The sequence below is a fragment of the Shewanella sp. ANA-3 genome, assembly GCF_000203935.1.
Lineage (GTDB): Bacteria > Pseudomonadota > Gammaproteobacteria > Enterobacterales > Shewanellaceae > Shewanella.
In genome coordinates this window covers 2,040,581-2,066,972 of sequence record NC_008577.1, presented here as the reverse complement: position 1 = coordinate 2,066,972, position 26,392 = coordinate 2,040,581, and the positions used below count along the sequence as shown (strand labels likewise).

The following is a 26,392-nucleotide window of genomic DNA, read 5'->3' as shown; positions in this document are numbered from 1 at the left end:
CGCGGTTAAGCCTTCTCTAACGAACACAGTAACGGATGTTGGTTTTGTCTTGCAAATTGATTTACTTGTATCACCTTAGTTTCTGCAATGCCGTAGGGGAAAATCCCGCAGATACCCTTTCCCTGGTGATGAATAGTCAACATGATATCTGTGGCTTCCTGCTCATTCTTGCGAAAGAAGATTTGCAGCACTTCGATCACAAAATCCATTGGAGTGTAATCGTCATTATTGAGGATCACCTTATACATCGAAGGTGGCATTAACTCAGATTCCACACGCTCTTCAACGTGTTCTATGTTTCCTGTCTTACCCATTTTTTAATACTAGCCTCTCGTGTTGGCCTCTTCCAATTGCTATCTTCAAATTAATTAGTTGTTACCTCTTTGTTAATTTTAGCTTGACTTCCGCTTTTACTCCTTACATTCTGTAGCTCAGACGGTGAAACAATCCCGTCTATACAGGTTTTACTATCTTACTGGTAAGTAGACAACAGAAGGAAGTGGAAGTATGGCAAGCGGAACTGTTAAATGGTTCAACAACGCCAAAGGATTCGGGTTTATTTGCCCTGATCAAGGTGGCGAGGACGTTTTTGCACACTATTCTACCATTGAAATGGAAGGCTATAGAACTCTAAAAGCAGGCCAACCAGTTCAATTCGAAGTAGAACAGGGTCCAAAAGGAATGCACGCTTCAGCCATTTCACCAACAAAATAACGTTTGGTGAGGCCAATGATCTAAAAGGCAGGGATTATATCCCTGCCTTTTTATTGGGCGATTGACAACTTTTCTCAAAGATTGAGTCTGATAAAAAAGGCCTGCAATGCAGGCCTTTTCAGTATTAATGCTAAGTTAACGATAAATCGTTAAGCAATTAATAGCTTGTTCAGTGTCTCGCTTGGGCGCATGGCTTTTTCAGCTTTTGCGGCGTCTAAACGATAGTAACCGCCTAAATCCACTGGCGCACCTTGCGCATTGTTTAGCTCAGCAACAATCACTTGCTCATTTGCGCTTAACGCGTGCGCTAATGGAATAAAGTGAGCTTGTAACTGCTCGTCTTTGGTTTGAGCGGCTAACGCTTGTGCCCAGTACATCGCCAGATAGAAATGACTACCACGGTTATCCAGCTCACCAACGCGTCTTGATGGCGACTTGTTGCTATCTAAGAACTGACCGATGGCTTGATCTAAGGTATCTGCCAGTACTTGTGCCTTAGGATTACCCACAGTTTGGCTTAAATGCTCTAAAGAAGCCGCTAAAGCCAGGAACTCACCTAATGAGTCCCAACGTAAGTGACCTTCTTTTTCAACCTGTTGTACGTGTTTAGGCGCACTACCGCCCGCACCCGTTTCGAACAGGCCGCCACCATTCATTAATGGTACGATAGACAGCATCTTAGCACTGGTACCCAGTTCGAGGATTGGGAACAAGTCAGTCAGGTAGTCACGCAGTACGTTACCGGTAACAGAAATAGTATCTTTACCTTCTTTAATGCGCACTAATGAGAAACGAGTCGCTTCTTCTGGTGACATGATGCTGATGTCTAAACCGTCAGTATCATGCTCAGGTAGATATTGCTTCACTTTAGCGATCAGCTGCGCATCGTGGGCGCGATTCGCATCTAACCAGAATACCGCAGGAGTATTGCTTAAACGTGCACGGCGTACAGCTAATTTCACCCAGTCGCGAATTGGAGCGTCTTTAACTTGGCACATTCTCCAAATATCGCCCGCTTCGACGTTGTGGCTCATTAACACTTTGCCACTGGCATCAATCACGTTAACCACGCCATCCGCTGGGATTTCGAAGGTTTTATCGTGGCTACCATATTCTTCGGCTTTTTGCGCCATCAGACCCACGTTTGGCACGCTACCCATAGTGCTTGGATCGAAGGCACCATGCTCTTTACAGAAAGCGATGGTTTCTTGATACACACCCGCGTAGCAACGGTCTGGGATCAGCGCTTTAGTATCGTGCAATTTGCCATCAGGACCCCACATTTGGCCTGATGAACGAATGGCCGCTGGCATAGAAGCATCGATAATGATGTCGCTTGGTACGTGTAAGTTGGTGATGCCTTTGTCAGAATCTACCATCGCCAGCGCTGGGCGCTCAGCATAAACGGCGGCGATATCGGCTTCAATTTGTGCACGAACATCGGCAGGTAAACTAGCGATTTTGGCATATACATCGCCAAAGCCGTTGTTCACATCAACGCCTAGCTCAGCAAATAATGACGCATGTTTATCAAACACAGGTTTGAAGAATACTTTGACTGCGTGACCGAACATAATCGGATCGGACACTTTCATCATGGTGGCTTTAAGGTGCAGTGATAACAACACGTTTTCGGCCTTGGCATTGGCGATCTCACGCTCAAAGAAGCTAACTAGGGCTTTTTTGCTCATCACTGACGCGTCGATGATCTCACCAGCCAGCAGTTTCAGGCCAGATTTCAATACCACTTCTTGACCGTCTTTTTGCGACAGTACGATGTTAACTGTGTCAGCGTTAGCCAGCGTCACAGACTGCTCGCTACCGTAGAAGTCACCTTCGCTCATGTGAGCAACGTGTGATTGAGACTCTTTGGTCCACTTACCCATTGAGTGTGGGTTTTTCTTAGCGAAGTTTTTCACTGACAGCGGCGCGCGGCGATCAGAGTTACCTTCACGCAGTACAGGGTTTACCGCACTGCCTTTGATCTTGTCGTAACGCGCTTTGATAGACTTTTCTTCGTCAGTCTTTGGCTCGTCAGGATAATTTGGAATGTCGTAACCTTTCTGTTGAAGCTCTAAAATACAAGCTTTTAACTGCGGGATTGACGCACTGATGTTTGGCAGTTTGATGATGTTAGCTTCAGGTTGGTTCGCTAATTCACCCAGCTCAGCTAAGTGATCGCCAATCTTTTGCGCGTCAGTCAGTTTTTCAGGGAAATTAGCAATCACACGGCCCGATAAAGAAATATCACGGGTTTCAACCGCAACACCCGCCGCATCGGTAAAGGTTTTGATGATAGGTAACAGAGAAAGCGTTGCTAGCGCTGGTGCTTCATCGGTTTCGGTATAAATAATTGTTGGTGAGTTATCTTTCATGTTACATCCTACATTATTGTAAAATTATAATATTTTTATAATAATTTTATATCATGACGAACAAACATTGGCACGGCGGAATTCTCTATCGAGGCAATCGTGAACGCCTCTGCAACCTCAAAACCCGCGGCAACATCCTCTTTGCGTTCGCCAACGTGGGTAAATCGACTCATTAATACCTAACAAACATTTAGGCGTAGATCACATTTTCAGGCCGACATCATAGAGCATTCGCAGTAATATTCAAATTCCACTAACGGCGAATGCCAAGTACACTGTGTACAGATTATTGATACACGTCCTCAAACTTTTAAGTTCGGTCGTCAGCTTACAGCGACTATTAGCCACAGCATGAACAAAAACAGCACGCCAGCAACCGCATCCAGCCCACGCGCCAGCGGCAAACGCCCCGCAACAGGGCGCGCCAATCCGGCGGATAACCGCAATAGCGCCAAGAAACCCCATACCTTCGCCAAGAATGCCAAGCCAAGTTTACAGCAAGGGGCTAATTCTGAGAGACACAGTGCCAAGCGAAACAGTGCTGAGCGCAGCGGCGCCAAGTCTCGCCCGCAACAGCGCTCAACGGCTGCACGCACAAAACCCCAAGGCGAGCCGATGATCGTCTTATTTAATAAGCCGTTCGATGTCCTATGCCAATTTACCGATGAGCAAGGCCGTAAAACCTTAAAGGATTACATCCCGATTCCGGGAGTGTACGCTGCAGGACGATTGGATCGCGACAGTGAAGGCTTGTTACTCCTCACCAACGATGGTCAACTTCAGGCCAAACTCACTGAGCCGAAAAAGAAAACCTTTAAAACCTATTGGGTGCAAGTCGAGGGAGAACCCACGGATGCGGATTTAGCAAAATTGCGCCAAGGGGTTGAATTAAAAGATGGTATAACACTCCCCGCTAAGGTCAGCATCATGGCGACGCCGAATGTTTGGCCGCGTAATCCGCCGATTCGTGAGCGAAAAAACATCCCTACCACTTGGCTGGAGATTCAAATCCATGAAGGACGCAATCGCCAAGTTCGGCGGATGACGGCCCATATTGGTTTTCCAACCTTAAGACTCATTCGTTATAAAATAGGCCAATGGAGTCTAGATGATTTAGCCACGGGTGAGCATAAATGCATCCAAGTGACTCAAAAGGCTTAATGATTTAACAACACTGCGAATGCAATAAACAGGATGTCATTGTGCCCAGCCAACAGATAAAAAGGTGATTAGCGTGGCAGAAAAACTCAGATACAAACCCAATGTGACTGTGGCCTGTATTATCCACGCTCCTACCGAAGATAAGTATCTGTTGGTAGAAGAGTGGATTGATGGCGAGCAGCGCTTTAACCAGCCCGCCGGACATTTAGAAGCGAATGAGAGTCTGATCCAGGCCTGTAAACGTGAAGTGTTCGAAGAAACTGGGCTTACTCTTGAGCCGCAGGGTTTAGTGGGGATTTATCAGTTTAGTGCCAGTGAAGCCCTCGCTTTTGTGCGCTTTACCTTTTTTGTACAAGTCGATGCGCTGCTCCCACCTCAGCCACAGGATGGGGATATTGATGCCGCCCATTGGCTGAGCTTTGAGCAAATCGAGGCCAAAACGCAACAACTTCGTAGCCCATTAGTGCTCGATTGCCTTAAGGATTACCGCCATCAGCAGCAACAGGGGCAAACCTATTCCCTCGAATTACTCAATAGTCAGCGTCTGACGGGATGTCAAAGATAGCCCCAAGCGACAAGGCGTGATAGAATATGCCCCCGCGTAAATTAGCGATTCAACACGGCATTTAAGCGCTGTTTTAGCAAACACTCGCTCGATGAATCGCCCGCTTGCCTGCCATCAAACACAGTCAAAGCGAAAACGCAGATTTTAACGTGAGAGTGGCCAACCAAGGTGAGTCATTCTCACGGCTAACCAATACATATACTCAATGGTTTTTAGGATCTATGACATCAATCGAACCCACTCATACAGGAAAAAAAGTCATTGTCGGCATGTCCGGCGGTGTTGATTCATCTGTTTCAGCCTATTTGCTTATGCAGCAAGGCTATCAGGTTGAAGGCCTTTTCATGAAGAACTGGGAAGAAGATGACAACGACGAGTATTGCGCGGCCGCCGAAGATTTAAAGGATGCTCAAGCCGTTTGCGACAAGCTTGGGATCAAACTGCACACGGTCAACTTTGCCGCCGAATATTGGGACAATGTGTTCGAGTATTTCCTCGCCGAATACAAGGCGGGTCGTACCCCTAACCCCGACATCATGTGCAACAAAGAAATCAAATTTAAAGCCTTTTTAGACTTTGCCGACGATATCCTCGATGCCGACTACATCGCCATGGGTCACTATGTGCGCCGCCGCGATAATGCCGATGGCACCACGCAAATGCTACGCGGTGTCGATAACAACAAGGATCAGAGCTACTTCCTGTATACCTTAAGCCATGAACAAGTGGCGCGGAGCCTGTTCCCCGTCGGTGAACTCGAAAAGCACGAAGTGCGTGAAATCGCTAAGAAAATGGGCTTAATTACCCATGATAAGAAGGACAGCACCGGCATTTGCTTTATCGGTGAACGTAAATTCACTGAGTTCTTAGGTAATTACTTACCGGCGCAACCTGGCAATATCGAAACCGCCGAAGGCGAAATCATTGGCAAGCACCAAGGCTTGATGTACCAGACCTTAGGTCAACGTAAAGGTCTGGGCATTGGCGGCATGAAAAACAGCAACGACGATCCTTGGTACGTGGTCGATAAAGATCTCAAACGTAATGTCTTGGTGGTTGGCCAAGGTGGGCATCACCCGCGTTTGATGTCCAACGGCATGCTCGTCAATCAATTGCATTGGGTCGACCGCAAAGGTCCCGCCGAAGGCAGCCAGATTGTGGTGAAAACCCGTTACCGCCAACAGGATATCCCCTGCACCCTCACCTATCTTGATGACAATACCCTCAAGGTGGTGTTTGACGAGCCTGTTGCCGCCGTGACGCCTGGCCAATCAGCGGTATTCTACGATGGCGAAGTGTGCCTAGGTGGCGGGATAATCGATCAACTGATCCGAGGATAAGCCGTGAACGAGCAGCTCCATAATCGCACTATGGCCTTTGCAGGAATACTGCAGGCCATTGCGCAAGTTCAGCATTTAGCCCGTCATGGTGAGAGTGACACGGATGAGCTGGCGGCCAGCTTAAACACTATTTTAGTGACAGATCCTGAAAGCGCCGCCGATGTCTATCAAGACAAGGCTGCCCTGCACAAAGGTTATCAGTTGGTGTTAAACCAACTGGGCGACAGCAGTCAAAAGGATGTGGAAATCACCCGCTATCTGGTCGGCATTTTGGCACTTGAACGTAAATTAACTCGCTCGAACAGCGGGTTAGCCATGCTTGCCGAACGCATCAATCAAGTGAATCGTCAGCTACATCATTTTGCGATCACCGACGAGCAAGTCATTGCTAATCTAGCCAGTATTTATAGCGACATTATCAGTAATCTTGGACCTAAGATTCAGATCTCAGGCAATCCGCTGTGTCTGCAACGTCCACTGGTACAACACAAAATTCGCGCCCTGCTGCTCGCAGCCATGCGCAGCGCCGTGTTATGGCGACAACTGGGCGGTAAACGTCGACACTTAGTCTTCGCCCGTAAAGCCATCATAGACACAGCCAAGAAAAGTCTTACCCTATAATAAAATAAGTTTTCATCAAGGAGCTTCACATGGATCTTTCCGCACTAACTGCTATCTCTCCGGTAGACGGCCGTTACGGTAGTAAAACAGCGTCATTGCGAGGGATTTTCAGCGAGTTCGGTCTTACTAAGTACCGTGTTCAAGTTGAAATCAACTGGTTAAAATTACTCGCCGATTGCCCAGAAATCACCGAAGTGCCGCCACTGAGCGAATCTGCTATCGCAGTATTAGATGCAATTAAAGACAATTTCAGCGAGCAAGATGCGCTACGCGTGAAAGCCATTGAAAGCACCACCAACCACGACGTAAAAGCGGTTGAATACTTCATCAAAGAAAAAATCGCAGACAACGCTGAACTCGCCGCTGTGGGTGAATTTGTTCACTTCGCCTGTACCTCTGAAGACATCAACAACCTGAGCCACGGCTTAATGTTGACCGAAGCCCGTGAGCAAGTGGTTCTGCCATACTGCAATGAACTGCTCAGCGCCATCAAAAAACTGGCCGTTGAATACCGCTCAGTGCCATTGATGTCACGCACTCACGGTCAACCCGCTTCACCTTCGACTTTAGGTAAAGAAATGGCGAACGTTGCGGTGCGTTTAGAGCGTCAAATCAAGCAGATCGCAGCTGTTGAAGTCATGGGTAAAATTAACGGCGCCGTGGGTAACTACAACGCCCACTTATCTGCTTACCCAGAAGTGAACTGGCATGCACTGTCTGAGCGTTTTGTCACCAGCTTAGGCCTGCACTGGAACGCTTACACCACGCAAATCGAGCCACACGATTACATCGCCGAACTGTTTGATGCCATCGCACGTTTCAACACTATCCTGATTGACTTCGACCGTGACGTTTGGGGTTATATTGCCCTTGGTCACTTCAAGCAACGTACCGTTGCCGGTGAAATTGGTTCATCAACCATGCCACACAAAGTCAACCCAATCGACTTTGAAAACTCAGAGGGTAACCTCGGGATTGCTAACGCACTGATGCAACACTTAGCGTCTAAGCTGCCGGTTTCAAGATGGCAACGTGACTTAACTGACTCAACCGTACTGCGTAACTTAGGTGTAGGTATTGCCCACTCGCTGATCGCCTACCAAGCCACCTTAAAAGGCATCAGCAAGTTACAAGTGAACGAAGATCATTTACGTGCCGAACTCGACCAAAACTGGGAAGTCTTAGCCGAGCCAGTACAAACCGTTATGCGTCGCTATGGTATTGAAAAGCCATACGAGAAGTTAAAAGAACTGACTCGCGGTAAGCGTATTGATGCCCAGCAATTAGCGGTATTCATCGACGGTTTAGCCCTGCCTGAAGAAGTGAAAGCAGAGCTGAAGAAGATGACGCCAGCCAACTACATTGGCCGTGCTGAAGCCTTCGTCGACGAGCTTAACTAATATTTTTAGCTCTGCGGGGTTTGCTCACAAAGTAGCAAGAGCAAACATTCGCGAGCTGATATTGTTTATCAGCCACAAATAAGGATTAAGGCGGTTACATTCGTTGTAGTCGCCTTTTTTGACACTATGTATACACTCAATCTCGATATCGCCCAATTCCTCAAGGAACACTGGCAACAAAAACCTGTAGTCATCAAGGGGGCTTTCCCTGACTTTGAAGATCCGATCAGCGCCGATGAGCTTGCAGGCCTTGCCTGTGAAGAAGAAATCACCTCGCGCATTGTGGTCACTCAAAAAGACAACTGGGAAGTGATCCAAGGTCCGTTCGAGGATTACGACAATTACGGTGAAACCCACTGGCAATTACTGGTGCAAGCCGTAAACCACTGGTATCCGGACTCTCAGCCGTTAGTGGAAGCGTTTCGTTTTCTGCCCGACTGGCGATTCGATGATTTGATGGTGTCCTTCGCGACCCCGAGTGGCGGTGTCGGTCCACACGTTGATAACTACGATGTGTTTATCATCCAAGGTGAAGGCGAGCGTCGCTGGACTGTGGGAGCTAATACGCCGCAACAACGCCGTGGCGGCAACCCGAACTCGCCACTGGTGGAAGACTTCGAGCCAATCATCGACGTGGTATTAGAAAAAGGCGACGTGCTATATATTCCGCCTGGCTACCCACACTGCGGTGAAACCTTAACCTTAGCCTTAAGCTATTCAATTGGTTACCGTGCGCCGAGCCAACAGGAGCTCGCCAGTGAAGTTGCCGATTACTTGCTCGACAATAACTTAGGTCAGCAGCGTTTTACCTCGGCGACTGAGCCTGCAAATCCTGGCGTGATCAGTCAAGATCATCAGCTCGGGATCATGTCGCTCTTAAGTCAGCTCGCCCAAGATCCAACAAGCTACCAAGTGGTGCTAGGTAAACTGTTGAGTCAAAACCGTTTTGAACTGGATATTTGCGAGGGTGAAGAAGCCTATAACGCCGACGATCTGCAGGATGCCTTCGAGCAAGGTGCCGGCGTTAATCGTATCGGTGGCTTAAAAGTGCTGCGCTTAGAAAACGACACTCAATCACGCTTATTCATCAATGGCGAAATTTATGAGCTGCCCAATACGCCAGAAGCCGTGTTAATCCAGTTAAGCGATCATGTCAGCTTTGATAGCGACAGCGCCATGGCACTGTGTGAGCATGCTGAAGTGCAAGAACTACTGCTTAAGCTTATCAATCAAGGCTTATATTATTTAAGTGACGATGAAGCTTAAGCCTTAGCTCACTATTGCGTTAGGTCGACAGATTAGCGTCACCCAAAACAATAAAGGCACTCAACTGAGTGCCTTTAGTTTTACGCTAACACTAAATTAAGCATTGGTATTCCAAAGCTTTTCGTCATTGTGCATACGATACAAGCTCTCAGCACGTGATACTAATAACTGCGCAAATTTTGCCTGCGTCGCATCACGTTGAACCGCGCCTGAGCGGATCAGGTTTTCGGCCTGCATCTGCCACATCATAGAGAAGTGACGAATCGCATCGCGCGCCGTTTTCGCGACTTTGACGTCGACAAAATCCGACGGTAAATCGCCAGACATCACCCAATAGGTTTTGGCCGAAGGACGCTTAGATTCCATTTTCCAAATCGCTAAATAAGGCGCCAGATAACGGCTTTCGTCGGCTAACACTTTGCTTGGGATCACCCCTTTTTCCGCTAAAAAACGGTTCGCTTTTTGGAATTGAGTTCTGACCCACTCTTGGCGCAGTTTCTCCATTTCTTCTGGAGAGATTGTTGGTTGAGCCTGGTCGACAGCTTGTTCAGTCATACTTCCGTCCTATCTTATTGTTATTACGCGGCTCTCATTCTTGGGACAGCACGCGAATCGTTCTAATGTCTGAGATTATCCCAGTAAAAACTGGTTTCACACTAAAAACCTTACGTTTACGTAAAGTGGAAAGCTAGATTGCCACAAATAATCTATTTATTCGGTCATTATGCATGGTTGAGAGTATCGCTAAATGCTATGGTTCTGCAATAAATATAACGAGCTGTCGATGGGAAGTGATTCCATCGACGTTTTATTGTGTATAGCGGAGAACTTCACGTGGCTGTATTTAATCATGTATCCTTTGATGAACATGAACAGGTCGTATTCTGTCATGATAAAGAGAGTGGCTTAAAAGCCATCGTTGCCATCCATAACACCAACTTAGGTCCTGCTGTGGGTGGCTGTCGGATGTGGAACTACCAATCCGACGATGAAGCCCTGACAGACGTATTACGCCTCTCCCGCGGTATGACGTACAAAAACGCCCTCGCAGGTTTGACTATGGGTGGTGGTAAGTCAGTAATTATTGCCGATCCTAAGCGCCCTGATCGCGAAGCCCTCTTCCGTGCTTTTGGCCGTTTTATCAATAGCCTGGGTGGACGTTACTATTCAGCAGAAGACGTAGGTACCACTACAGCGGATATCATGATCGCCCATCAAGAAACCCCATACATGGCGGGTCTTGAAGGCAAGAGCGGCGATCCATCACCCTTTACTGCATTAGGCACCTATTTAGGGATCAAAGCAGCCGTTAAACACAAACTCGGTTTAGACAGCTTAAAAGGCCTTAAAATTGCCGTTCAAGGTGTGGGCCATGTAGGTTACTACCTGTGTAAACACCTGCATGAAGAAGGTGCAGAGCTTATCGTCACCGATATTCACCAAGCTTCACTCGACAAAGTGGCTACCGACTTTGGCGCCATCGTCGTTGCCCCACAGGATATCTATGCCCAAGACGTTGATGTCTATGCGCCATGTGCATTAGGTGCCACCTTAAACGATGTGACCTTGCCACAGCTTAAAGCTAAGATTGTTGCCGGTTGCGCCAACAACCAATTAGCCGAAGTTCGCCATGGCGAGCAGTTAAAAGAAATGGGCATTCTGTATGCACCAGACTATGTGATTAACGCTGGCGGTATCATCAACGTGTCATTTGAAAAAGACTATGACGCGGCGAAATCAGAAGCTAAGGTCAGAGAAATCTACAATACATTGCTGAAGATTTTCACTAAAGCCGATGCTGAAAACCGCACTACTGCGGCGGTTGCAGACGAAATGGCCCGTGCCATTTATCAAGCGGCAAAAGCTTAACACTGCTTTCGGCGGACAACGACTTGTTGTCCGCCTCAACCTCTTCCCTCGCTTCGCTTATCCAGCTAAAAAATAAATTCCTCTTAATACCAATCAGATACCAGAACGCCACGTAAAATTCACTTTTCTGTAGTGGAAAAGCCTATGTGCCTCTGCTTGAATTAATCACTCGTCTGTCAGTAAAGGGATTGCATATGGTCAGTTTTAAGTACGAGTTAAATCAGGACTCGGTTGAGCTACAGGCCAGTGATTGGTTTGGAATTGAACGTGTGTTCGTGAATGGGCAGATGGTGTCACGCAAATTCAACTTTGGCCCGAACAGCGTACATAAAGTACAGCTCAATGATGGCCATCAATGCAGTTTCAAGCTGTTTATCGATCCTCAAACCGATGAGCTCACTTGCCGAATTTATAAACACAATCAACTTATTACCAGCTTAAAACAAGGTAAAAACAGCCTTATTCAAGGCCAACGCCTGCTGCAACAGGGGTTACTGCTGGGCTCCAGTTTAGTGCTGCTTGCCGTGCTCTTCCCTTTCTAAGCCGATGTTAAAAATTCAGTAATAAAAAACCGCTATTGCCTAAACAATAGCGGTGTAATCCAAACTACTCTGACGTATTACTTCAGCATATAAACCCGCATCATAGTCTGCTGCGCAGTGCTACTGCCATCATTCATTTGTACACGTAAATGCACAAAATTACCCGCGGCAGTATCATTAGGAATGGTCGCAACCCACTGACCATCGACCATTTTGACTTCTGCCGTTTTCCATGCACTTTCAGCAAATTTACTCGCTACGGGGCAGTAAATCGATACAGAGACTGCTGCCAGAGAACACTCTTGGCCATAACCGTACTCTAAGCTGACATCAGCCAAGTCAACTTGACCTATGCCATCCATCACACCCGCAAGCTTGACGGTAACCGCTTCACCCGCAGCCACAGTGTTATCAAGCGCGATAGGGATATCAATTTTAGGTACCAATACCGCCTGAACACCTTGCTTACTCGAATCCGTGCTGAAGTGATAAATCCCTTGGTAGAAAGAGCCTAAGTTATCTTTAATCGGCGAGCTGCTACCGACACCTCGGGCGTAGGAGCGAATTTCGAGCTCTACTTGAGCATTCGAGTCAGGAAGCGTCAGCAGCCCACTGTCGAGATAAGTGTTCTGACCATTCACTTTCAACCCATAGAGAGACTGTGAATTGTAGCCACCTTTGCCATCATGCCCTGCCGCATCACCGAATCGCACAATACTTAAATCGATAGTATTAGTGTCGCGATAGGCAATCGCACCACCATTAGTGAGCAAACTACCCGCCTTAGGTCCTTTAAGCCAAGAGGTGCTCTCAACGGTGCCTTCGGTCATCATACGTGGACCATCGAAGTAAGCGCCTTCGGCCGTCATCGCAGAGCCGGGCATAACGATGTTGGTCCACATATTTTTACGGGTTGCCGTGTAGTATTCATCACGGATTATCGGTGTCATCACCATTTGCGTGCTGCCCGTGGAATAGAACTCGCCCGTACTATTGGTCATCCCCATCACATCCACAAACACAGGACGTTCATCATTTTGTGAATGATAGGCCGCACTAATTTTCTGCATCTTGTGCTCTTGCAGCACCACTTGCCCACCATCGATACGCCCGTCAGTGATATGGTTAATGGAATAAGCATAGGGTGTACGCTCAGCGGCAATTCCTGACCAACTCACCAGATTGTTGCCCGCTTCGACCTGCGCCAATAGGGCTTCACCTTGATCTGAACTGATCCCTACAGCAGGAATGCGCGGCGTGCCACCAATCGTTCCCTTGTAACGCCCCTTAAGACCAGGACGATAGAAAATCACCCCAATCGCGCCATTTTTCAGGGCATTGTTCACCATGGTGGAGGTCAAATAATAGGGATTGCCTATGAGTGCAATGCGTCCCTTAAGATCGAACTGAGTCCAATCCGTGCTGTAACCGCCATCGCCCACAAATACCACTTCTGCTCGGCCTTGGCCATTGAAGGACATTGCCAAACCTTGCTTGTTATACTCCAGCACTTCCCCATTTTGCATCGTCAGCACAGCTTCGGGGGCAATAGCACGAGTCGTCACGAAGGAGCGGAATCTGTCATCGTGCCCCTGTGACCAAGTGTACATATCCTTCACATAGTCAGGTGCAAAGTCCATCGCCGCCAATTTTGCGAGCTTGTTATCATCCAATGCGTAGGTAAATCCAAAGGAGAAACCTTGCGTCGCTAACGGCTTGCTGGCTTTAAACTGCAGTTTTTCAGCATTACGGGCATCAAACTCAAGGTGGGTATCTTGGCTTAACTTGCGATTAAGCACCGCCATTTGTGTCGCCGATTCCACTAAACCATTTGAAGTAAAATCATTGTCATAGGTCATAACATTAGCGACGATTGAATAGTTACCCTCAGGCACTTTCACGCTCGCTTGGCCATTGGTTAAGCTTACGGCTTGTCCCCAATCATCTTCCTCATTCATCAAATACACTTTTGATGGCGAGGTGGCAGGATGACCACGCATATCGGTCACACTTAAGCTCAAGTTTACCTGCGGCGGCTCAATCCAAAACGACACAGGTACAGTGACCCGTTCATCGGATTTACCCGTTGTTGTACCTTCGATGCGCCCAGTGATAGTGCCATAGGCGCCACTACGCAGTGCCACACTCGAGTCTATCCACACAGGGATCTCAGCACTCCCCTTAGCAGGGACGGTAATACTGTTAAGGCTTAATCCCGCTAGTGTGGCTGGCATACGGGTTTTACCATCTTCACCTATCAAGCTCATTTTCAGCTTAAGATTGATGTCCTTGTCAGATAAGTTGCGCAAACTAATGGTTTTTTCTGTAACGCCAATATCCTGATCATAGGCAAAGGAGCCAAGCTCCATATTGGGCGGCGCGATAATGCTTTGAGCGATTGCGCGATTCACATCCATAGGCCCAGCTCCCTGCTCAAGCACGTGTGAATCGTTCGGTAATACCGAAGAGGTCAACACTTCTTTCACTTGCCGCGGACTCAATTCGGGTCTGGCTTGCATCACAATCGCCGCGCCGCCTGACACATGGGGCGCCGACATGGAGGTACCCGACAGAGCGCGATAGGCCGTCGAGCCAAATCCCCCAGAAGCTGCCGACACGACATCCACACCTTGTGAGGCGATATCGGGTTTTGCAGAATGACCATCAGGAGAGGGTCCACGGGATGAGAAAGATGCAGTGTGATTATCGCGGTCAACGGCTCCCACAGTTAACGCACTCGGGGCACATCCTGGGATCCCCACCGTCTCGCGGGTAAAACTATTGCCCGCCGACACCACAAACAAGGCTTTGTCACTCAAGGCTTCGACCATATCGACAAGCGGCCCAGTACAGCTAGTGCCACTACCACCTAAAGACATGCTGACCACATCGGCGCCTTGAGCCACGGCCCACTGCATACCACTCAAGATCCCACTAGTAGAGCCGGAGCCCGCATTTGTCAGCACCTTGCCCACCAGCAACTTAGCTCCTGGCGCCATGCCCGCCCAGCGACCATTAGATTCGACACCTGTGCCTGCAATGGTGGCCGCAGTATGAGTGCCGTGGCCATTGAGATCGTCTATCCCATTACTGGAATAGGTAAAATCTTTACTGACAAGCACTTGCTCTGCTAAATCGTTATGATCAAGATCATAACCAGTATCAAGTACTGCAACAGTGACACCTTGACCATTGAAGTGCTTGGCTAAATTGCCATAGGTACCGGTTAACGGCACGGTTGGGGTTAAGTTTGCCAAGGCATTCACGCCATTTGGCACCTCTTTATCGGCATGCACCACGGCATCTAACCATACAGATTTCACCGAAGCATCCGTGCTGAGAGTTTCCCATACCTTGGCCGCTTTCGACTTACTCACACCAAAGGCGGCGCTGTCGATAAGCTCAATTTCATCGGTTAATGTCGCCCCTTCAATCGGATTCGGTACCGCAGAGCCCGCCAGCGTGCCATCTTGGTATTCGATAATCACGGGCAGCTTATCGGTGGAAGCATCGTCATAGCCCGCTGCATGTAATTTAGTGATGTTAAAAAGCTCTAAATCGACGGCTTGGGATGTCACCAGAGGTTGGGCTTTGGGTGTAATAAGATATTGGCCATTCGCATTTTGAAAAATACTGGTGATCACCTCGGCCCCATGTTCACCGAGCAAACGGATCCCGCCGAGTGAGCCATCAGCACGCACGACTGCTGTGACCACCTCACCGGTAATTAAGGTAAATTGCACCGCACCAGACTGTGCATCCACGAACGCGCTATCATCCGCCAGTGTGGCGTAACTGGTCGCGAGCCCCATTGCCATAAGACAGGTCGCAGCAATACGGCTGCGCTTAAAGAGTTGTTTCATTTCATGTTCCCTGAAAAATCACCTTGTAATTGCTCAGTCGACAAACCAATCTGAGCAATGGTTTTTGTGTTGGAATGCAAGCTTCCAGTGCAACAAGATGGCGTCCAGTGAAACATTTTTGCAACAATACTCGGGTAGCAATTTGTACTGCTGGTTAAAACAAGAATGAGTAATAGGCCGGAGTATTAGTAACAAACCAATACGCTGAGAAAACAAACATTGTGATAGCAGTTTAATCGCCGTTAGCGAATGCGTGGAGACGGTTAAACAGCATTGTCTAAGGGCAGAGCTTACAGCTCTGTGAGTGAAGGTAAGCGATTTATCTTATTGAGTAAGCGCATAAACTGCTGGCGCTCCTCTTCGCTGAGATTGGACAGGTATTTTTCATTGACCCGCTCAGCCTCACGGATCAAATCCTGCTCCAGCGCTTTAGCCTCATCGGTGAGGAAAATCTGGAATGCACGGCGGTTATCGAGCTCTTGGTGACGGGTGATCAATCCCTGAACCTGCAACTGATCGAGCAAACGGGTCATGGTATAGTTGGCCACATCGCAACGCTTAGACAGCTCGGTCTGAGAGATCCCCTCCTCCTGCCAAAGCGCGAACAACACTGGCCACAACTTAATGTCGAGCTGATAGCGTTTCAGCTGTATATCGAGCTCATTTTGCAGCTCAATATTCAAGTGGGAAACAAGATAGCCTAAGCTTTCATAGCGGTTCAAACAGCACCTCCGAAAACACCATTTAGCCCCAACAACACTGACCCAAACCCGAGAAGGATTGGCCGAGGTCAGTTTTAATACTATCACTTAACCCGTAATAAACTAGTCAGCTTGCCCAAGTAATTGCAATCAAAATCTTTACGCATCTGCCTCTTCGTCGTCGGGTAAATTGAATTCATTCACAAAATTATAGTAACAAGCACGGCTCAATTTTCCCCATAGGCCGCGCTCTAGCGGCAGATAAATCCCAAAGTCGGTGAGCTTTAAGTGATTGAGTGTCGCCAGATAATGCTCAGTGCCAATACTACTGCGCAGCGTTAAACCCGATGCTGTTTCATCTTTCACATAATCGACAATCAACAGTGGCGCATCATCCACCTCGACTCGCACCTTCTCGACTGGCGTGATCAGAAAATGTTCGCCATCGATACCATGTAAAATACTGGCAAATAACTTGGCAAACTTGGTCGGTAATGGGCTGTCCTGATATATCCAGTCACTGGAGAGTTGGATACGAAATAACGCGACTTCACTACACAGCGCCGTTGGCTGTGTGACAACATCCGGCGCTGGCTTGCTGGTGAATTCCTGTAGCGTGTCGATAACATTGTCCGTGTGTTTTTCCATAGCGTCCCCTCAATAAAAAAACCAGCCTGACGACTGGTTTAGTGTGGCATTGCTGTAGGGATTATCCAATCCCTAATACAAAATTGCGTTAAGCCTTAACGAGCTCCAATAAAGCCTCTAATGGATGTTTTGGCTTGTAACCGGCGAAACGTTTCACTTGGCTGCGACAAGAGTAGCCAGAGACTAGCACCTGCGACGCGTCTATCCTGCTTAAAGTGTCTTTCCACGACATATCAAACAAGGTCTTAGAACGCTCAAGATTCTCAGCCTCATGGCCGTAAGTACCCGCCATGCCGCAACAACCCAGATTCACCGCGGTTAATTTAGCGCCAAAGTGAGTGAAGATTTTGCTCCACTCATTGGCGGTATTGGGTTTAGCCGTAGACTCAGTACAATGGCTAAACCAGGTAAATTGCTTATCTTGCATGGCCTTAGTCGGAATATCCTGCAGAATGCTAAGCAGCCACTCGTTAGCCAGTTTCACCTCAAACGCGCCGCGATTCGCCCCTAAGATTTCTTTATATTCATCGCGATAACAGAGCACTAAGGCGGGATCGATACCCACCATAGGCATGCCTAACTTATGCACTTGGTTTAAGAAATCCGCGCTCGACTGCGCCGTTTTAGCAAATTTATCCAAGAAACCCTTAATGTGGGTCGGTTTACCATTGGGTTTAAAGGGCAATAGAACAGGCTTTAATCCTAACGTTTCAATCAGTTGGACAAAGCGATACACCAAGCCAGCATCGTAGAAACTGTTAAATGGATCTTGCACCACTAACACAAATTTGGCGCGCTCATCCGCGGGAATGGCCTGCAATGCCGCCAGATCATAACCACGGCTCGCATGACCATCGAGCCGTTGTTTTAATGTCGGCACCGACAGCGCTGGCGCATCCACATAACCGATGGCCTTTTTGATCACCCATTGGCTGAGCGGGTTTTGCGAGGCGAAATTGGTCAGCCTTGGCGCCGCCGCCATAATGGGCAGACTGTCTTCGATGCCCGCCACCAGATAATCTTTAGCCGGACGCAGATAACGTTGATAGTAAATATTAAAGAACTGCGCCCTAAATTTAGGCACATCCACTTTCACAGGACATTGGCTCGAGCAAGCTTTACAGGCCAAACATCCCTTCAGTGATTCCATCACTTCGTGGGAATAATCGTAATCGCGCTTCGCATTGATGGTATTTTGCATGCGCTGCAAAATACCTAAGGGTTTAGCTCTGGCCAGCGCATTGACATCGACGCCTTCGGATTCGAGTAAACGCAGCCACTCACGCATTAAGCCCGCGCGACCTTTAGGCGACTGAACTCTGTCCCCCGTCACTTTAAATGACGGACACATAGGTGAGAAACTGCTGTAGTTAAAGCACAGGCCATTACCGTTACAGTTCATCACATCGGGATAGGCATCGCGTACTTCGACCGGAATTTGCCGGTCAAACTTGCCGCGCTTGGTACTGTCCACATCAAAACACAGGCCACCCGCTTGCTTTGGCGCCACTAATTTGCCTGGGTTGAGTCGATTATCAGGGTCAAATAGGCCTTTAATATCTTGCAGCACGCCATAAAGCTCATCACCAAACACCGAAGGACCATATTCGCCGCGCACGCCCTTACCGTGCTCGCCCCACATCAGGCCACCATATTTGAGTGTCAGCGCCGCGACTTGATCGGAAATCACCCTCAGCAGTTTTTCATCTTCGACATCGCACATATCCAGCGCAGGCCTAACGTGTAATACGCCCGCATCCACATGGCCAAACATGCCGTATTGCAAATTGTGACTATCGAGTAGTGCGCGAAACTCCATAATATAATCGGCGAGCATTTCGGGCGGCACTGCCGTATCTTCGGCAAACGCAATGGGTTTGCGACGTCCTTTGGTAGCACCGAGTAGGCCCACAGCTTTTTTACGCATGCCGTAGATTTTCTCAATGCTGGCCTTATCTTGAGTGACTTGATAACCAACCACGCCACACTCACCACGGTTGATTTGTTCGGTCAGCACGGCTTCGAGTGCCGCAAGCTTTTCGCTCACCTCAACGGCGTCGCCAGCAAACTCGACCATATTGAGCCCATCGATCACTTTGCCCGGTACTTCTTGAATAAGGTCTGAAACCGAATGCCAAACAATGTCCTCACGGGCAAGGTTAAGCACTTTTGAGTCCACGGTTTCAACCACAGTGGCCCGCGCCGCCACTAAGGATGGCGCATGCCGCAGTGCGGACTGGAAGGAGTCATACTTAATGTTCACCATCGCTCGCTCACTCGGCAGTGGTGTAATGTTGAGTTTCGCTTCGGTGATCACCGCCAGCGTGCCTTCAGAGCCAGTTAAAATACGTGAGAGGTCGAACTGGGTTAAGCCGTTGTTCCAGACATTCTTTAAGTCATATCCGGTTAAGAAACGATTGAGCTTAGGAAATTGTTGTTCGATCAGCGCACGCTTCTCGCGGCACACCTCGGCAATCGCAGAAATCAGTTTTTGCCCAAGTGGATTATCGCTCACGTTATCCGGGTTACATAACAGACCCGCATCGAGGGGACGCGTGTCGAACACACTGCCATCAATCAATATGCTGCGTAGCGCTAGCACATGATCTGAGGTTTTACCGTAAACTAAGGATCCCGCGCCCGAGGCATCGGTATTAATCATGCCGCCGATAGTGGCACGGTTTGAGGTTGAGAGATCGGGGCTGAAGAAATAACCGTGGGGACGCAGCGCATCGTTTAGCGCATCTTTGACTACACCCGCTTCGACGCGCACCCAGCCCTGCTCATGGTTCACTTCCAATACGCGATTCATGTAGCGTGACACATCGAGGATCAAGCCGTGGGTCAGCGATTGGCCATTGGTGCCCGTACCACCGCCTCTGGCACTAAAAGTCACACCCGCAAATTCTGCTTTTGCCGCCAGCGACAAGGCAATTTGAATATCTTTTTGATGCTTAGGATAAAGCACTGCCTGCGGCAAAAATTGGTATACGGAGTTATCCGTAGCTTGCACGAGGCGCGCGCTGTAGCGCTTATCGATATCACCGGCGTAGCCACTTTGCGCTAAGGCATCAAGATAGGCCAGATAGACAGGTTCTAACGTTTGTTGGTGTGATAACAGAGGTAACATGAGCGGCTTCAGTCAATTATTGTTATGCGGCCCATTATAAACAAAAAAAAGCCGCTAAAAAGCGGCTTTTTTAACACCTTTATAAAATTACAACCGAGATCAACCGTGCGCTTCGGCTAAATATAACCAAGTATCAATCACTGTATCAGGGTTTAACGATACGGTATCGATGCCTTGTTCAACTAACCAAGCCGCGAAATCGGCGTGATCTGAAGGTCCTTGACCACAGATACCGATGTAAGCGCCCTTCGCCTTAGCCGCTTTAATGGCCATAGACAGCAGGATCTTAACGGCTTCGTTACGCTCATCGAACAGGTGGCTGATGATGCCAGAGTCACGGTCAAGACCGAGTGATAGCTGAGTTAAGTCGTTTGAGCCGATAGAGAAACCATCGAAGTGCTCAAGGAATTGATCCGCTAACAGCGCGTTTGACGGTACTTCACACATCATAATGACGCGCAGACCATCTTTACCACGCTCTAAGCCCTGCTCTTTCAGCAGTTCAATCACTTGCTCGGCTTCTTTCACGGTACGGACGAATGGGATCATCACTTCAACGTTTTTCAGACCCATCTCGTTACGCACGCGCTTAATCGCTTCACATTCTAACGCGAAACAATCGCGGAATGATTCAGAGATATAACGGCTTGCACCACGGAAGCCCAACATTGGGTTTTCTTCCTCTGGCTCGTAACGGTCACCACCCACTAAGTTCGCGTATTCGTTAGACTTGAAGTCAGACATACGCACGATCACTTTCTTCGGATAGAAAGCAGAACCGATTGAGGCGATACCTTCGACTAAACGGGCAATGTAGAACTCAACTGGAGAGTCGTAACCTGCGATCATCTCGTTGATTTCTTCCTGCAGCGCAGCGTCTTGTTGGTTGAATTCAAGCAGCGCTTTCGGGTGAATACCGATCATGCGGTTGATGATGAATTCTAAACGCGCTAGACCCACGCCTTCGTTTGGTAAGCGAGCAAAGTCAAAGGCGCGATCTGGGTTACCCACGTTCATCATGATTTTCATCGGTAATGCAGGCAGAGCGTCAACGCGGTTAGACACCACTTCGAACTCTTGCTTACCTTCGTAGATGTAACCAGTGTCACCTTCGGCGCAAGAAACAGTCACTAACTGACCATTCTTGATACGGTCGGTCACGTCACCACAACCGACTACCGCAGGTACGCCTAATTCACGGGCAATAATCGCCGCGTGACAGGTACGGCCGCCACGGTTAGTCACGATGGCGCTGGCGCGCTTCATGATAGGTTCCCAATCTGGGTCAGTCATATCGGTCACTAACACATCGCCAGGTTGGATTTGATCCATGTCAGCGATTGAAGTTAATACCTTCGCCACACCTGAACCCACTTTATGACCGATAGCGCGACCTTCAGAGATCACCGCGCCACGGCTCTTTAAGTGGTAACGTTCAATTAATTGTACGTCTTCACGGCTACGAACCGTTTCTGGACGCGCTTGAACGATATAAAGTTTGCCATCGTTACCGTCTTTTGCCCACTCGATGTCCATTGGACGACCGTAGTGTTTTTCGATAACCATAGCTTGTTTAGCCAGTTCCATCACTTCGGCGTCGTTGATGGAGAATTGACGACGTTTTTCAGCAGCAACGTCTTCAATTTTCACTTGTTTGCCGTGAGAAGCATCATCGGAATACACCATCTGGATGAGCTTGCTACCGATATTACGGCGAACAACGGCTTTATGGCCTTGAGTGAGGATAGGTTTGTGAACATAGAATTCGTCAGGGTTTACCGCACCTTGAACAACCATTTCACCCAGACCGAAAGATGAAGTGATAAACACTACATCGTTGTTGCCTGATTCAGTGTCCATGGTGAACATTACACCTGATGCAGCTTTGTCTGAACGAACCATGCGTTGTACGCCGGCAGACAGGGCAACACCGTGGTGCTCATAACCTTGGTGAACACGGTATGAAATTGCACGGTCGTTAAAGAGTGACGCGAACACGTGCTTAATCGCCACGAGTACTGAGTCAAATCCTTTCACGTTTAAGAAGGTTTCTTGCTGACCAGCAAAAGAAGCATCTGGCATGTCTTCTGCGGTAGCAGAAGAACGCACCGCGAATGATGCATCGCTCGTTTCAGCGGCAAGTTTGTCGTAAGCTTCACGAATCGCTTGCTCTAGAGCTGGTTGGAACGGGGTATCGATAACCCATTGTCTGATCTGTGCACCTACTTGTGCCAGTGCATTGACATCATCTACATCCAATGTTGCTAGGATGTCATAAATCTTCTGGTTTACTCCACTTTGTTCAAGGAACTCATTGAACGCATAAGAAGTAGTCGCAAATCCGCCAGGTACTTGAACACCGGCATTAGCTAGATTGCTGATCATCTCGCCAAGAGAAGCATTTTTACCGCCAACCAAGTTGACGTCACCCATGCCTAATTCCTGATACCAGAGTACGTATTGCTGCACAGTTCTATCTCCGCAAGTTTATTTCAGTGGCCCCTTCACACGAGGGCAGCGGCATTTTACACTCCCGCCGAAGCAGCGTAAATCTATAATTTTATTTGTAATTTTATTACTACAAGAGGTCAGTATGGCACCAAAGGTATTTTACATCTCCGACGGGACAGCGATCACAGCTGAGGTTTTTGGGCATGCAGTACTCTCGCAATTTCCATTAGAATTTGAGTCACTTACAATTCCATTTGTTGAAACATTGGCAAAAGCCGAGAACGTTAAACGACAAATTAATGATTGTTTTATTACAACAGGTGAAAGGCCGTTAGTGTTCCATTCGATCGTAAAACCTGAAATTCGGGACATTATTTATTCGAGTGAAGGACTCGATTACGATTTTTTAAATACCTTCGTTGCACCACTTGAACAACATTTAGGCGTTAGCGCCTCTCCGGTGTTACATCGCACCCACGGGAAAGCCAATCACGGCTACGAAGCCCGTATCGATGCCATCAATTTTGCGATGGACAATGACGATGGCCAAACCATGAAACATATGGATCAGGCGGATTTAATCCTGCTTGGCGTGTCACGCTGCGGTAAAACACCGTCCAGCCTCTATTTATCGATGCAGTTTGGTATTAAAGCGGCTAACTATCCCTTCACCGAAGACGATATGGATAACCTGAAACTACCTGAAGCGTTAAAACGCAATAAGAAGAAGTTGTTCGGCTTAACCATCGATCCGGTGCGCTTACATGAAATCCGCCAAAGCCGCATGGAAAACAGCCGCTACTCGTCCTTAAAGCAGTGTCGTTTAGAGGTAAAAGAAGTCGAGATGATGTTTAAACGTGAACGTATTCCTTATATCGACACCACCAACCACTCGGTCGAAGAAATCGCCACTAAGATTTTGGATGTGACAGGCTTAGAACGCCATATGTTCTAATCTTGATGATTTCGAACGAGGCAATCGAGTCCCTCGATTTAGGCTAAATAGGTCTAACTTAAATCAAATTCATTGCACAGTTGCCGACAATTAACACAATTGGCACTGTGCAATGCTGTTCGATTCGTTATAATCCGAGGCAATCTGGCGAAAAGCGCCGCACGCAAGCTCGGTATTTTGAATGACCATTAAAACAGACGAATTACGCACTTCCTTATTAGCTAAAGTCATCTCACCTGCACAACTGGCATCTGAGTACCCGTTAACCCAAGATGCAGCCGATTATCTCGTTCAGCAACGTCGTGAAGTCGAAGCCATTATTATGGGCGAAGATCAACGCCTATTAGTGATCATTGGCCCCTGCTCCATCCATGATACTCAAGCCGCCCTCGACTACGCTCGCCGTTTAGCAGTATTGCATCAAGAGTTGAAGGACGATCTCTGCATTTTAATGCGCGTATATTTTGAAAAGCCACGCACTATCGTCGGTTGGAAAGGGTTAATCTCCGATCCTGATTTAGACGGCAGCTTCGAGCCAAATAAAGGTTTACGTATTGCACGCGAGTTATTGCAGCAAATCACAGAGCTCAAATTACCGATTGCCACCGAATTTTTAGATATGGTGAACGGTCAATACATTGCCGACCTAATCACCTGGGGCGCTATCGGTGCCCGCACCACCGAAAGCCAAGTCCACCGCGAAATGGCCTCGGCACTCTCCTGCCCCGTGGGCTTTAAAAACGGTACCGATGGCAATATTAATATCGCCGTCGATGCGGTGCGCGCAGCAAAAGTGCCACATATCTTCTATTCGCCTGATAAAGACGGTGCCATGTCTGTCTATCGCACCCATGGTAATCCTTACGGCCACATCATTTTACGTGGCGGTAAAAAGCCGAATTACTTTGAGCAAGACATTGAAGAAGCAAGATTAAAACTTGAGTCTGTCGATGTAACACCACGTATGGTGGTTGATTTTAGCCATGGTAATAGCGAAAAGAATCACCTGAAGCAGTTAGTTGTTGCCGACAATATCATGGCGCAAATGCGCGCAGGCAGCACGGCAATTGCGGGGGTGATGGCCGAAAGTTTCTTACAGGAAGGCAATCAAAAAGTGGTTGAGGGTCAACCTCTGTGTTACGGCCAAAGCATCACAGATGCGTGCCTGCATTGGGATGACTCGGAAAAGTTACTGCGCGATCTGGCTAAAGCCTCCCGCGATAGACGTGAGTTTCTCGGCAAATAAGTCGATGACCCACGGCAAAAGGCTTCCACTGGAAGCCTTTTTACTTTTCGTGCAGTCTTAAAACCTAACGATATAGCCGTTTTCTACCATTCAAATTGAAAACTCACTATAATTGCGCCTCTTCAAAAATGCATAACCTCAGGTTGCCGTATGCCAAACTCGCTCGACTCTAGCCGCCCCGCCTTTTCTGACGCCATCGAACAGCGGATCAATCAATCCGAAGCGCGGGTGATCAAGGCGGTATTCCCGTCTATCACCAATCACCACAACACCTTATTCGGTGGCGAAGCGTTAGCCTGGATGGATGAAACCGCCTTTATTGCAGCGACTCGCTTTTGCCGCAAAACCTTAGTGACTGTTAGCTCCGACAGAATCGACTTTAAAAAACCTATTCCAGCAGGCACCTTAGCCGAACTCATCGCCCGCGTGATCCATGTGGGTAATACCTCGTTAAAGGTGGAAGTGAATATTTTCGTCGAAGACATGTACCAAGATCATCGCGAGCATGCGATCCGCGGCGTATTCACCTTTGTTGCGGTTGACGAACAACGCCACCCAACCCAGGTGTGGACCGCTGAATAAGATTTAGTCAGCCAAGATAACGCACTCTCGCCCTTAAACACGCTCGTTTGAGGGCGTGTTTTTGTTTGAATAATCCGCCCACCTTTGATAGACAAAAGTATAACAACCAGAAACATATAAAAATTTTGTCAATCTTACTGCATAAAGCAATAGGATCCTCGATTACTTTTCTGTTACATTGGGTTTAATCTTCACGTGCCACGAACATAACCAACAAAGCCATGAAGCTAGAAAACTTAAATATAATTATTGCCGATGACCATCCATTGTTTCGAAATGCACTACGTCAAGCCCTCAGTAGCGCCTTTGAGCACACTCAATGGTATGAGGCCGACAGTGCCGATGCATTGCAGTCAGTGTTAGATTCACAAACTGTGAATTACGATTTGGTTTTGCTGGATCTGCAAATGCCTGGCTCCCATGGCTATTCGACGCTTATCCACCTGCGCTCCCACTACCCTGAACTGCCAGTGGTGGTGATTTCGGCCCATGAGGATATCAATACTATTAGCCGTGCTATCCATTATGGCGGCAGTGGTTTTATTCCTAAATCGGCCTCGATGGAAACCTTAAAAGAAGCGCTCACCGCCGTATTATTTGGGGATATCTGGTTACCTGCTGGCGCCGAAATCATCCCGATTGAAGATGATGATACGGATAAGATGGCGAATAAACTTTCCGATCTGACGCCGCAGCAATATAAAGTACTGCAGATGTTCGCCGAGGGCTTACTCAATAAGCAAATCGCCTATGACTTAGGTGTGTCTGAAGCCACCATCAAAGCCCACGCTACCGCGATTTTTAGAAAGCTGGGTGTGCGTAATCGTACTCAAGCCGTTATTGCCTTAGGCCAGCTTGAAATGGATAAAGTGGATTTGACCTAATTCGGCCGTGACTGCTGTCAATTTCGCATAAAAAATGCCGCATTCATTGCGGCATTTTTTATTGTCTCTAACAACCGCG

At 48.1% G+C, this 26,392-nt stretch carries 21 protein-coding genes; 13 read left to right on the top strand and 8 right to left on the bottom strand.

All coding sequences use genetic code 11. The features are described from left to right. Window positions 1–5: 5 nt before the first annotated feature. Window positions 6–314 carry an ATP-dependent Clp protease adapter ClpS gene (clpS, locus tag SHEWANA3_RS09245; protein ID WP_011622425.1) on the bottom strand — a complete coding sequence of 103 codons (309 nt, stop codon included), beginning with the start codon at window positions 312–314 and terminating at the stop codon, window positions 6–8. Window positions 315–507: 193 nt separating this feature from the next. On the opposite strand from clpS, the gene cspD reads away from it, so the two are divergent. Beyond that, window positions 508–714, top strand: coding sequence for a cold shock domain-containing protein CspD (gene cspD, locus SHEWANA3_RS09240; RefSeq protein ID WP_011072576.1), 207 nt, complete (start codon window positions 508–510; stop codon window positions 712–714). A 149-nt stretch (window positions 715–863) separates the two neighbouring features. On the opposite strand, the gene SHEWANA3_RS09235 is transcribed toward cspD, so the two are convergent. Next, entirely contained in the window at window positions 864–3,089 is a 2,226-nt protein-coding gene (locus tag SHEWANA3_RS09235) for an NADP-dependent isocitrate dehydrogenase (protein WP_011716769.1), read from the bottom strand. A 351-nt stretch (window positions 3,090–3,440) separates the two neighbouring features. Here SHEWANA3_RS09235 and SHEWANA3_RS09230 point away from each other — a divergent pair, with 351 nt between their 5' ends. The 6 genes from SHEWANA3_RS09230 to SHEWANA3_RS09205 all read left to right on the top strand — a co-directional run bounded on the left by SHEWANA3_RS09230 (window position 3,441) and on the right by SHEWANA3_RS09205 (window position 9,442). After that, a complete protein-coding gene (locus SHEWANA3_RS09230) occupies window positions 3,441–4,250 on the top strand; it encodes an rRNA large subunit pseudouridine synthase E (RefSeq protein ID WP_011716768.1) in 810 nt (269 codons plus the stop codon). 73 nt (window positions 4,251–4,323) lie between these two features. Further along, window positions 4,324–4,815 (top strand): NUDIX hydrolase, encoded by a 492-nt coding sequence (locus SHEWANA3_RS09225; protein ID WP_011716767.1) that lies wholly within the window; start codon window positions 4,324–4,326, stop codon window positions 4,813–4,815. Window positions 4,816–5,036: 221 nt separating this feature from the next. Beyond that, window positions 5,037–6,155 carry a tRNA 2-thiouridine(34) synthase MnmA gene (gene mnmA / locus SHEWANA3_RS09220; RefSeq protein WP_011716766.1) on the top strand — a complete coding sequence of 373 codons (1,119 nt, stop codon included), beginning with the start codon at window positions 5,037–5,039 and terminating at the stop codon, window positions 6,153–6,155. A 3-nt stretch (window positions 6,156–6,158) separates the two neighbouring features. Continuing rightward, window positions 6,159–6,776 (top strand): high frequency lysogenization protein HflD, encoded by a 618-nt coding sequence (hflD, locus tag SHEWANA3_RS09215; RefSeq protein WP_011716765.1) that lies wholly within the window; start codon window positions 6,159–6,161, stop codon window positions 6,774–6,776. Between the two features lie 29 nt (window positions 6,777–6,805). Continuing rightward, complete coding sequence (gene purB / locus SHEWANA3_RS09210) at window positions 6,806–8,176, top strand: adenylosuccinate lyase (protein ID WP_011716764.1); 1,371 nt, start codon at window positions 6,806–6,808, stop codon at window positions 8,174–8,176. A gap of 126 nt (window positions 8,177–8,302) precedes the next feature. Then, on the top strand, window positions 8,303–9,442 hold the full coding sequence (locus SHEWANA3_RS09205) for a cupin domain-containing protein (protein ID WP_011716763.1): 1,140 nt from the start codon (window positions 8,303–8,305) through the stop codon (window positions 9,440–9,442). 96 nt (window positions 9,443–9,538) lie between these two features. On the opposite strand, the gene SHEWANA3_RS09200 is transcribed toward SHEWANA3_RS09205, so the two are convergent. Beyond that, on the bottom strand, window positions 9,539–9,997 hold the full coding sequence (locus SHEWANA3_RS09200) for a DUF4826 family protein (RefSeq protein ID WP_011716762.1): 459 nt from the start codon (window positions 9,995–9,997) through the stop codon (window positions 9,539–9,541). Between the two features lie 279 nt (window positions 9,998–10,276). On the opposite strand from SHEWANA3_RS09200, the gene SHEWANA3_RS09195 reads away from it, so the two are divergent. Together SHEWANA3_RS09195 and SHEWANA3_RS09190 are read left to right on the top strand one after the other, a co-directional pair. After that, window positions 10,277–11,311, top strand: a complete 1,035-nt coding sequence (locus tag SHEWANA3_RS09195; RefSeq protein ID WP_011716761.1) for a Glu/Leu/Phe/Val dehydrogenase dimerization domain-containing protein — start codon at window positions 10,277–10,279, stop codon at window positions 11,309–11,311. Window positions 11,312–11,505: 194 nt separating this feature from the next. Beyond that, window positions 11,506–11,853, top strand: coding sequence for a hypothetical protein (locus tag SHEWANA3_RS09190; RefSeq protein ID WP_011716760.1), 348 nt, complete (start codon window positions 11,506–11,508; stop codon window positions 11,851–11,853). 77 nt (window positions 11,854–11,930) lie between these two features. Here SHEWANA3_RS09190 and SHEWANA3_RS09185 read toward each other — a convergent pair whose 3' ends face one another. The 5 genes from SHEWANA3_RS09185 to ppsA all read right to left on the bottom strand — a co-directional run bounded on the left by SHEWANA3_RS09185 (window position 11,931) and on the right by ppsA (window position 22,664). Further along, window positions 11,931–15,716: a S8 family serine peptidase gene (locus SHEWANA3_RS09185; RefSeq protein ID WP_011716759.1), complete on the bottom strand. Its 3,786-nt coding sequence runs from the start codon at window positions 15,714–15,716 to the stop codon at window positions 11,931–11,933. Between the two features lie 290 nt (window positions 15,717–16,006). Then, window positions 16,007–16,438, bottom strand: a complete 432-nt coding sequence (locus tag SHEWANA3_RS09180; protein WP_011716758.1) for a MarR family transcriptional regulator — start codon at window positions 16,436–16,438, stop codon at window positions 16,007–16,009. A 138-nt stretch (window positions 16,439–16,576) separates the two neighbouring features. Further along, window positions 16,577–17,065 (bottom strand): DUF1285 domain-containing protein, encoded by a 489-nt coding sequence (locus SHEWANA3_RS09175; RefSeq protein ID WP_011716757.1) that lies wholly within the window; start codon window positions 17,063–17,065, stop codon window positions 16,577–16,579. An 88-nt stretch (window positions 17,066–17,153) separates the two neighbouring features. Then, complete coding sequence (locus SHEWANA3_RS09170) at window positions 17,154–20,195, bottom strand: FAD-binding and (Fe-S)-binding domain-containing protein (RefSeq protein ID WP_011716756.1); 3,042 nt, start codon at window positions 20,193–20,195, stop codon at window positions 17,154–17,156. A 99-nt stretch (window positions 20,196–20,294) separates the two neighbouring features. Continuing rightward, complete coding sequence (gene ppsA / locus SHEWANA3_RS09165; RefSeq protein ID WP_011716755.1) at window positions 20,295–22,664, bottom strand: phosphoenolpyruvate synthase; 2,370 nt, start codon at window positions 22,662–22,664, stop codon at window positions 20,295–20,297. Window positions 22,665–22,788: 124 nt separating this feature from the next. On the opposite strand from ppsA, the gene SHEWANA3_RS09160 reads away from it, so the two are divergent. From SHEWANA3_RS09160 to SHEWANA3_RS09145, 4 genes are all read left to right on the top strand, one after another. Next, entirely contained in the window at window positions 22,789–23,601 is an 813-nt protein-coding gene (locus SHEWANA3_RS09160; RefSeq protein ID WP_011622371.1) for a pyruvate, water dikinase regulatory protein, read from the top strand. Window positions 23,602–23,782: 181 nt separating this feature from the next. Beyond that, a complete protein-coding gene (locus SHEWANA3_RS09155; RefSeq protein WP_011716754.1) occupies window positions 23,783–24,847 on the top strand; it encodes a 3-deoxy-7-phosphoheptulonate synthase in 1,065 nt (354 codons plus the stop codon). 150 nt (window positions 24,848–24,997) lie between these two features. After that, on the top strand, window positions 24,998–25,429 hold the full coding sequence (locus SHEWANA3_RS09150; RefSeq protein WP_011622369.1) for an acyl-CoA thioesterase: 432 nt from the start codon (window positions 24,998–25,000) through the stop codon (window positions 25,427–25,429). Between the two features lie 221 nt (window positions 25,430–25,650). Beyond that, on the top strand, window positions 25,651–26,313 hold the full coding sequence (locus SHEWANA3_RS09145; RefSeq protein ID WP_011716753.1) for a response regulator transcription factor: 663 nt from the start codon (window positions 25,651–25,653) through the stop codon (window positions 26,311–26,313). The last annotated feature ends 79 nt before the right edge of the window (window positions 26,314–26,392 follow it).

Excerpts from the sequence above, each read along its gene's own strand:
- SHEWANA3_RS09185 (WP_011716759.1), bottom strand. The coding sequence starts at position 15,716 with ATGAAACAACTCTTTAAGCGCAGCCGTATTGCTGCGACCTGTCTTATG.
- SHEWANA3_RS09155 (WP_011716754.1), top strand. The coding sequence starts at position 23,783 with ATGACCATTAAAACAGACGAATTACGCACTTCCTTATTAGCTAAAGTC.
- SHEWANA3_RS09205 (WP_011716763.1), top strand. The coding sequence starts at position 8,303 with ATGTATACACTCAATCTCGATATCGCCCAATTCCTCAAGGAACACTGG.
- clpS (WP_011622425.1), bottom strand. The coding sequence starts at position 314 with ATGGGTAAGACAGGAAACATAGAACACGTTGAAGAGCGTGTGGAATCT.
- purB (WP_011716764.1), top strand. The coding sequence starts at position 6,806 with ATGGATCTTTCCGCACTAACTGCTATCTCTCCGGTAGACGGCCGTTAC.
- mnmA (WP_011716766.1), top strand. The coding sequence starts at position 5,037 with ATGACATCAATCGAACCCACTCATACAGGAAAAAAAGTCATTGTCGGC.
- SHEWANA3_RS09175 (WP_011716757.1), bottom strand. The coding sequence starts at position 17,065 with ATGGAAAAACACACGGACAATGTTATCGACACGCTACAGGAATTCACC.
- cspD (WP_011072576.1), top strand. The coding sequence starts at position 508 with ATGGCAAGCGGAACTGTTAAATGGTTCAACAACGCCAAAGGATTCGGG.
- SHEWANA3_RS09200 (WP_011716762.1), bottom strand. The coding sequence starts at position 9,997 with ATGACTGAACAAGCTGTCGACCAGGCTCAACCAACAATCTCTCCAGAA.
- SHEWANA3_RS09150 (WP_011622369.1), top strand. The coding sequence starts at position 24,998 with ATGCCAAACTCGCTCGACTCTAGCCGCCCCGCCTTTTCTGACGCCATC.
- SHEWANA3_RS09230 (WP_011716768.1), top strand. The coding sequence starts at position 3,441 with ATGAACAAAAACAGCACGCCAGCAACCGCATCCAGCCCACGCGCCAGC.
- SHEWANA3_RS09145 (WP_011716753.1), top strand. The coding sequence starts at position 25,651 with ATGAAGCTAGAAAACTTAAATATAATTATTGCCGATGACCATCCATTG.
- SHEWANA3_RS09190 (WP_011716760.1), top strand. The coding sequence starts at position 11,506 with ATGGTCAGTTTTAAGTACGAGTTAAATCAGGACTCGGTTGAGCTACAG.
- SHEWANA3_RS09235 (WP_011716769.1), bottom strand. The coding sequence starts at position 3,089 with ATGAAAGATAACTCACCAACAATTATTTATACCGAAACCGATGAAGCA.
- SHEWANA3_RS09160 (WP_011622371.1), top strand. The coding sequence starts at position 22,789 with ATGGCACCAAAGGTATTTTACATCTCCGACGGGACAGCGATCACAGCT.
- SHEWANA3_RS09170 (WP_011716756.1), bottom strand. The coding sequence starts at position 20,195 with ATGTTACCTCTGTTATCACACCAACAAACGTTAGAACCTGTCTATCTG.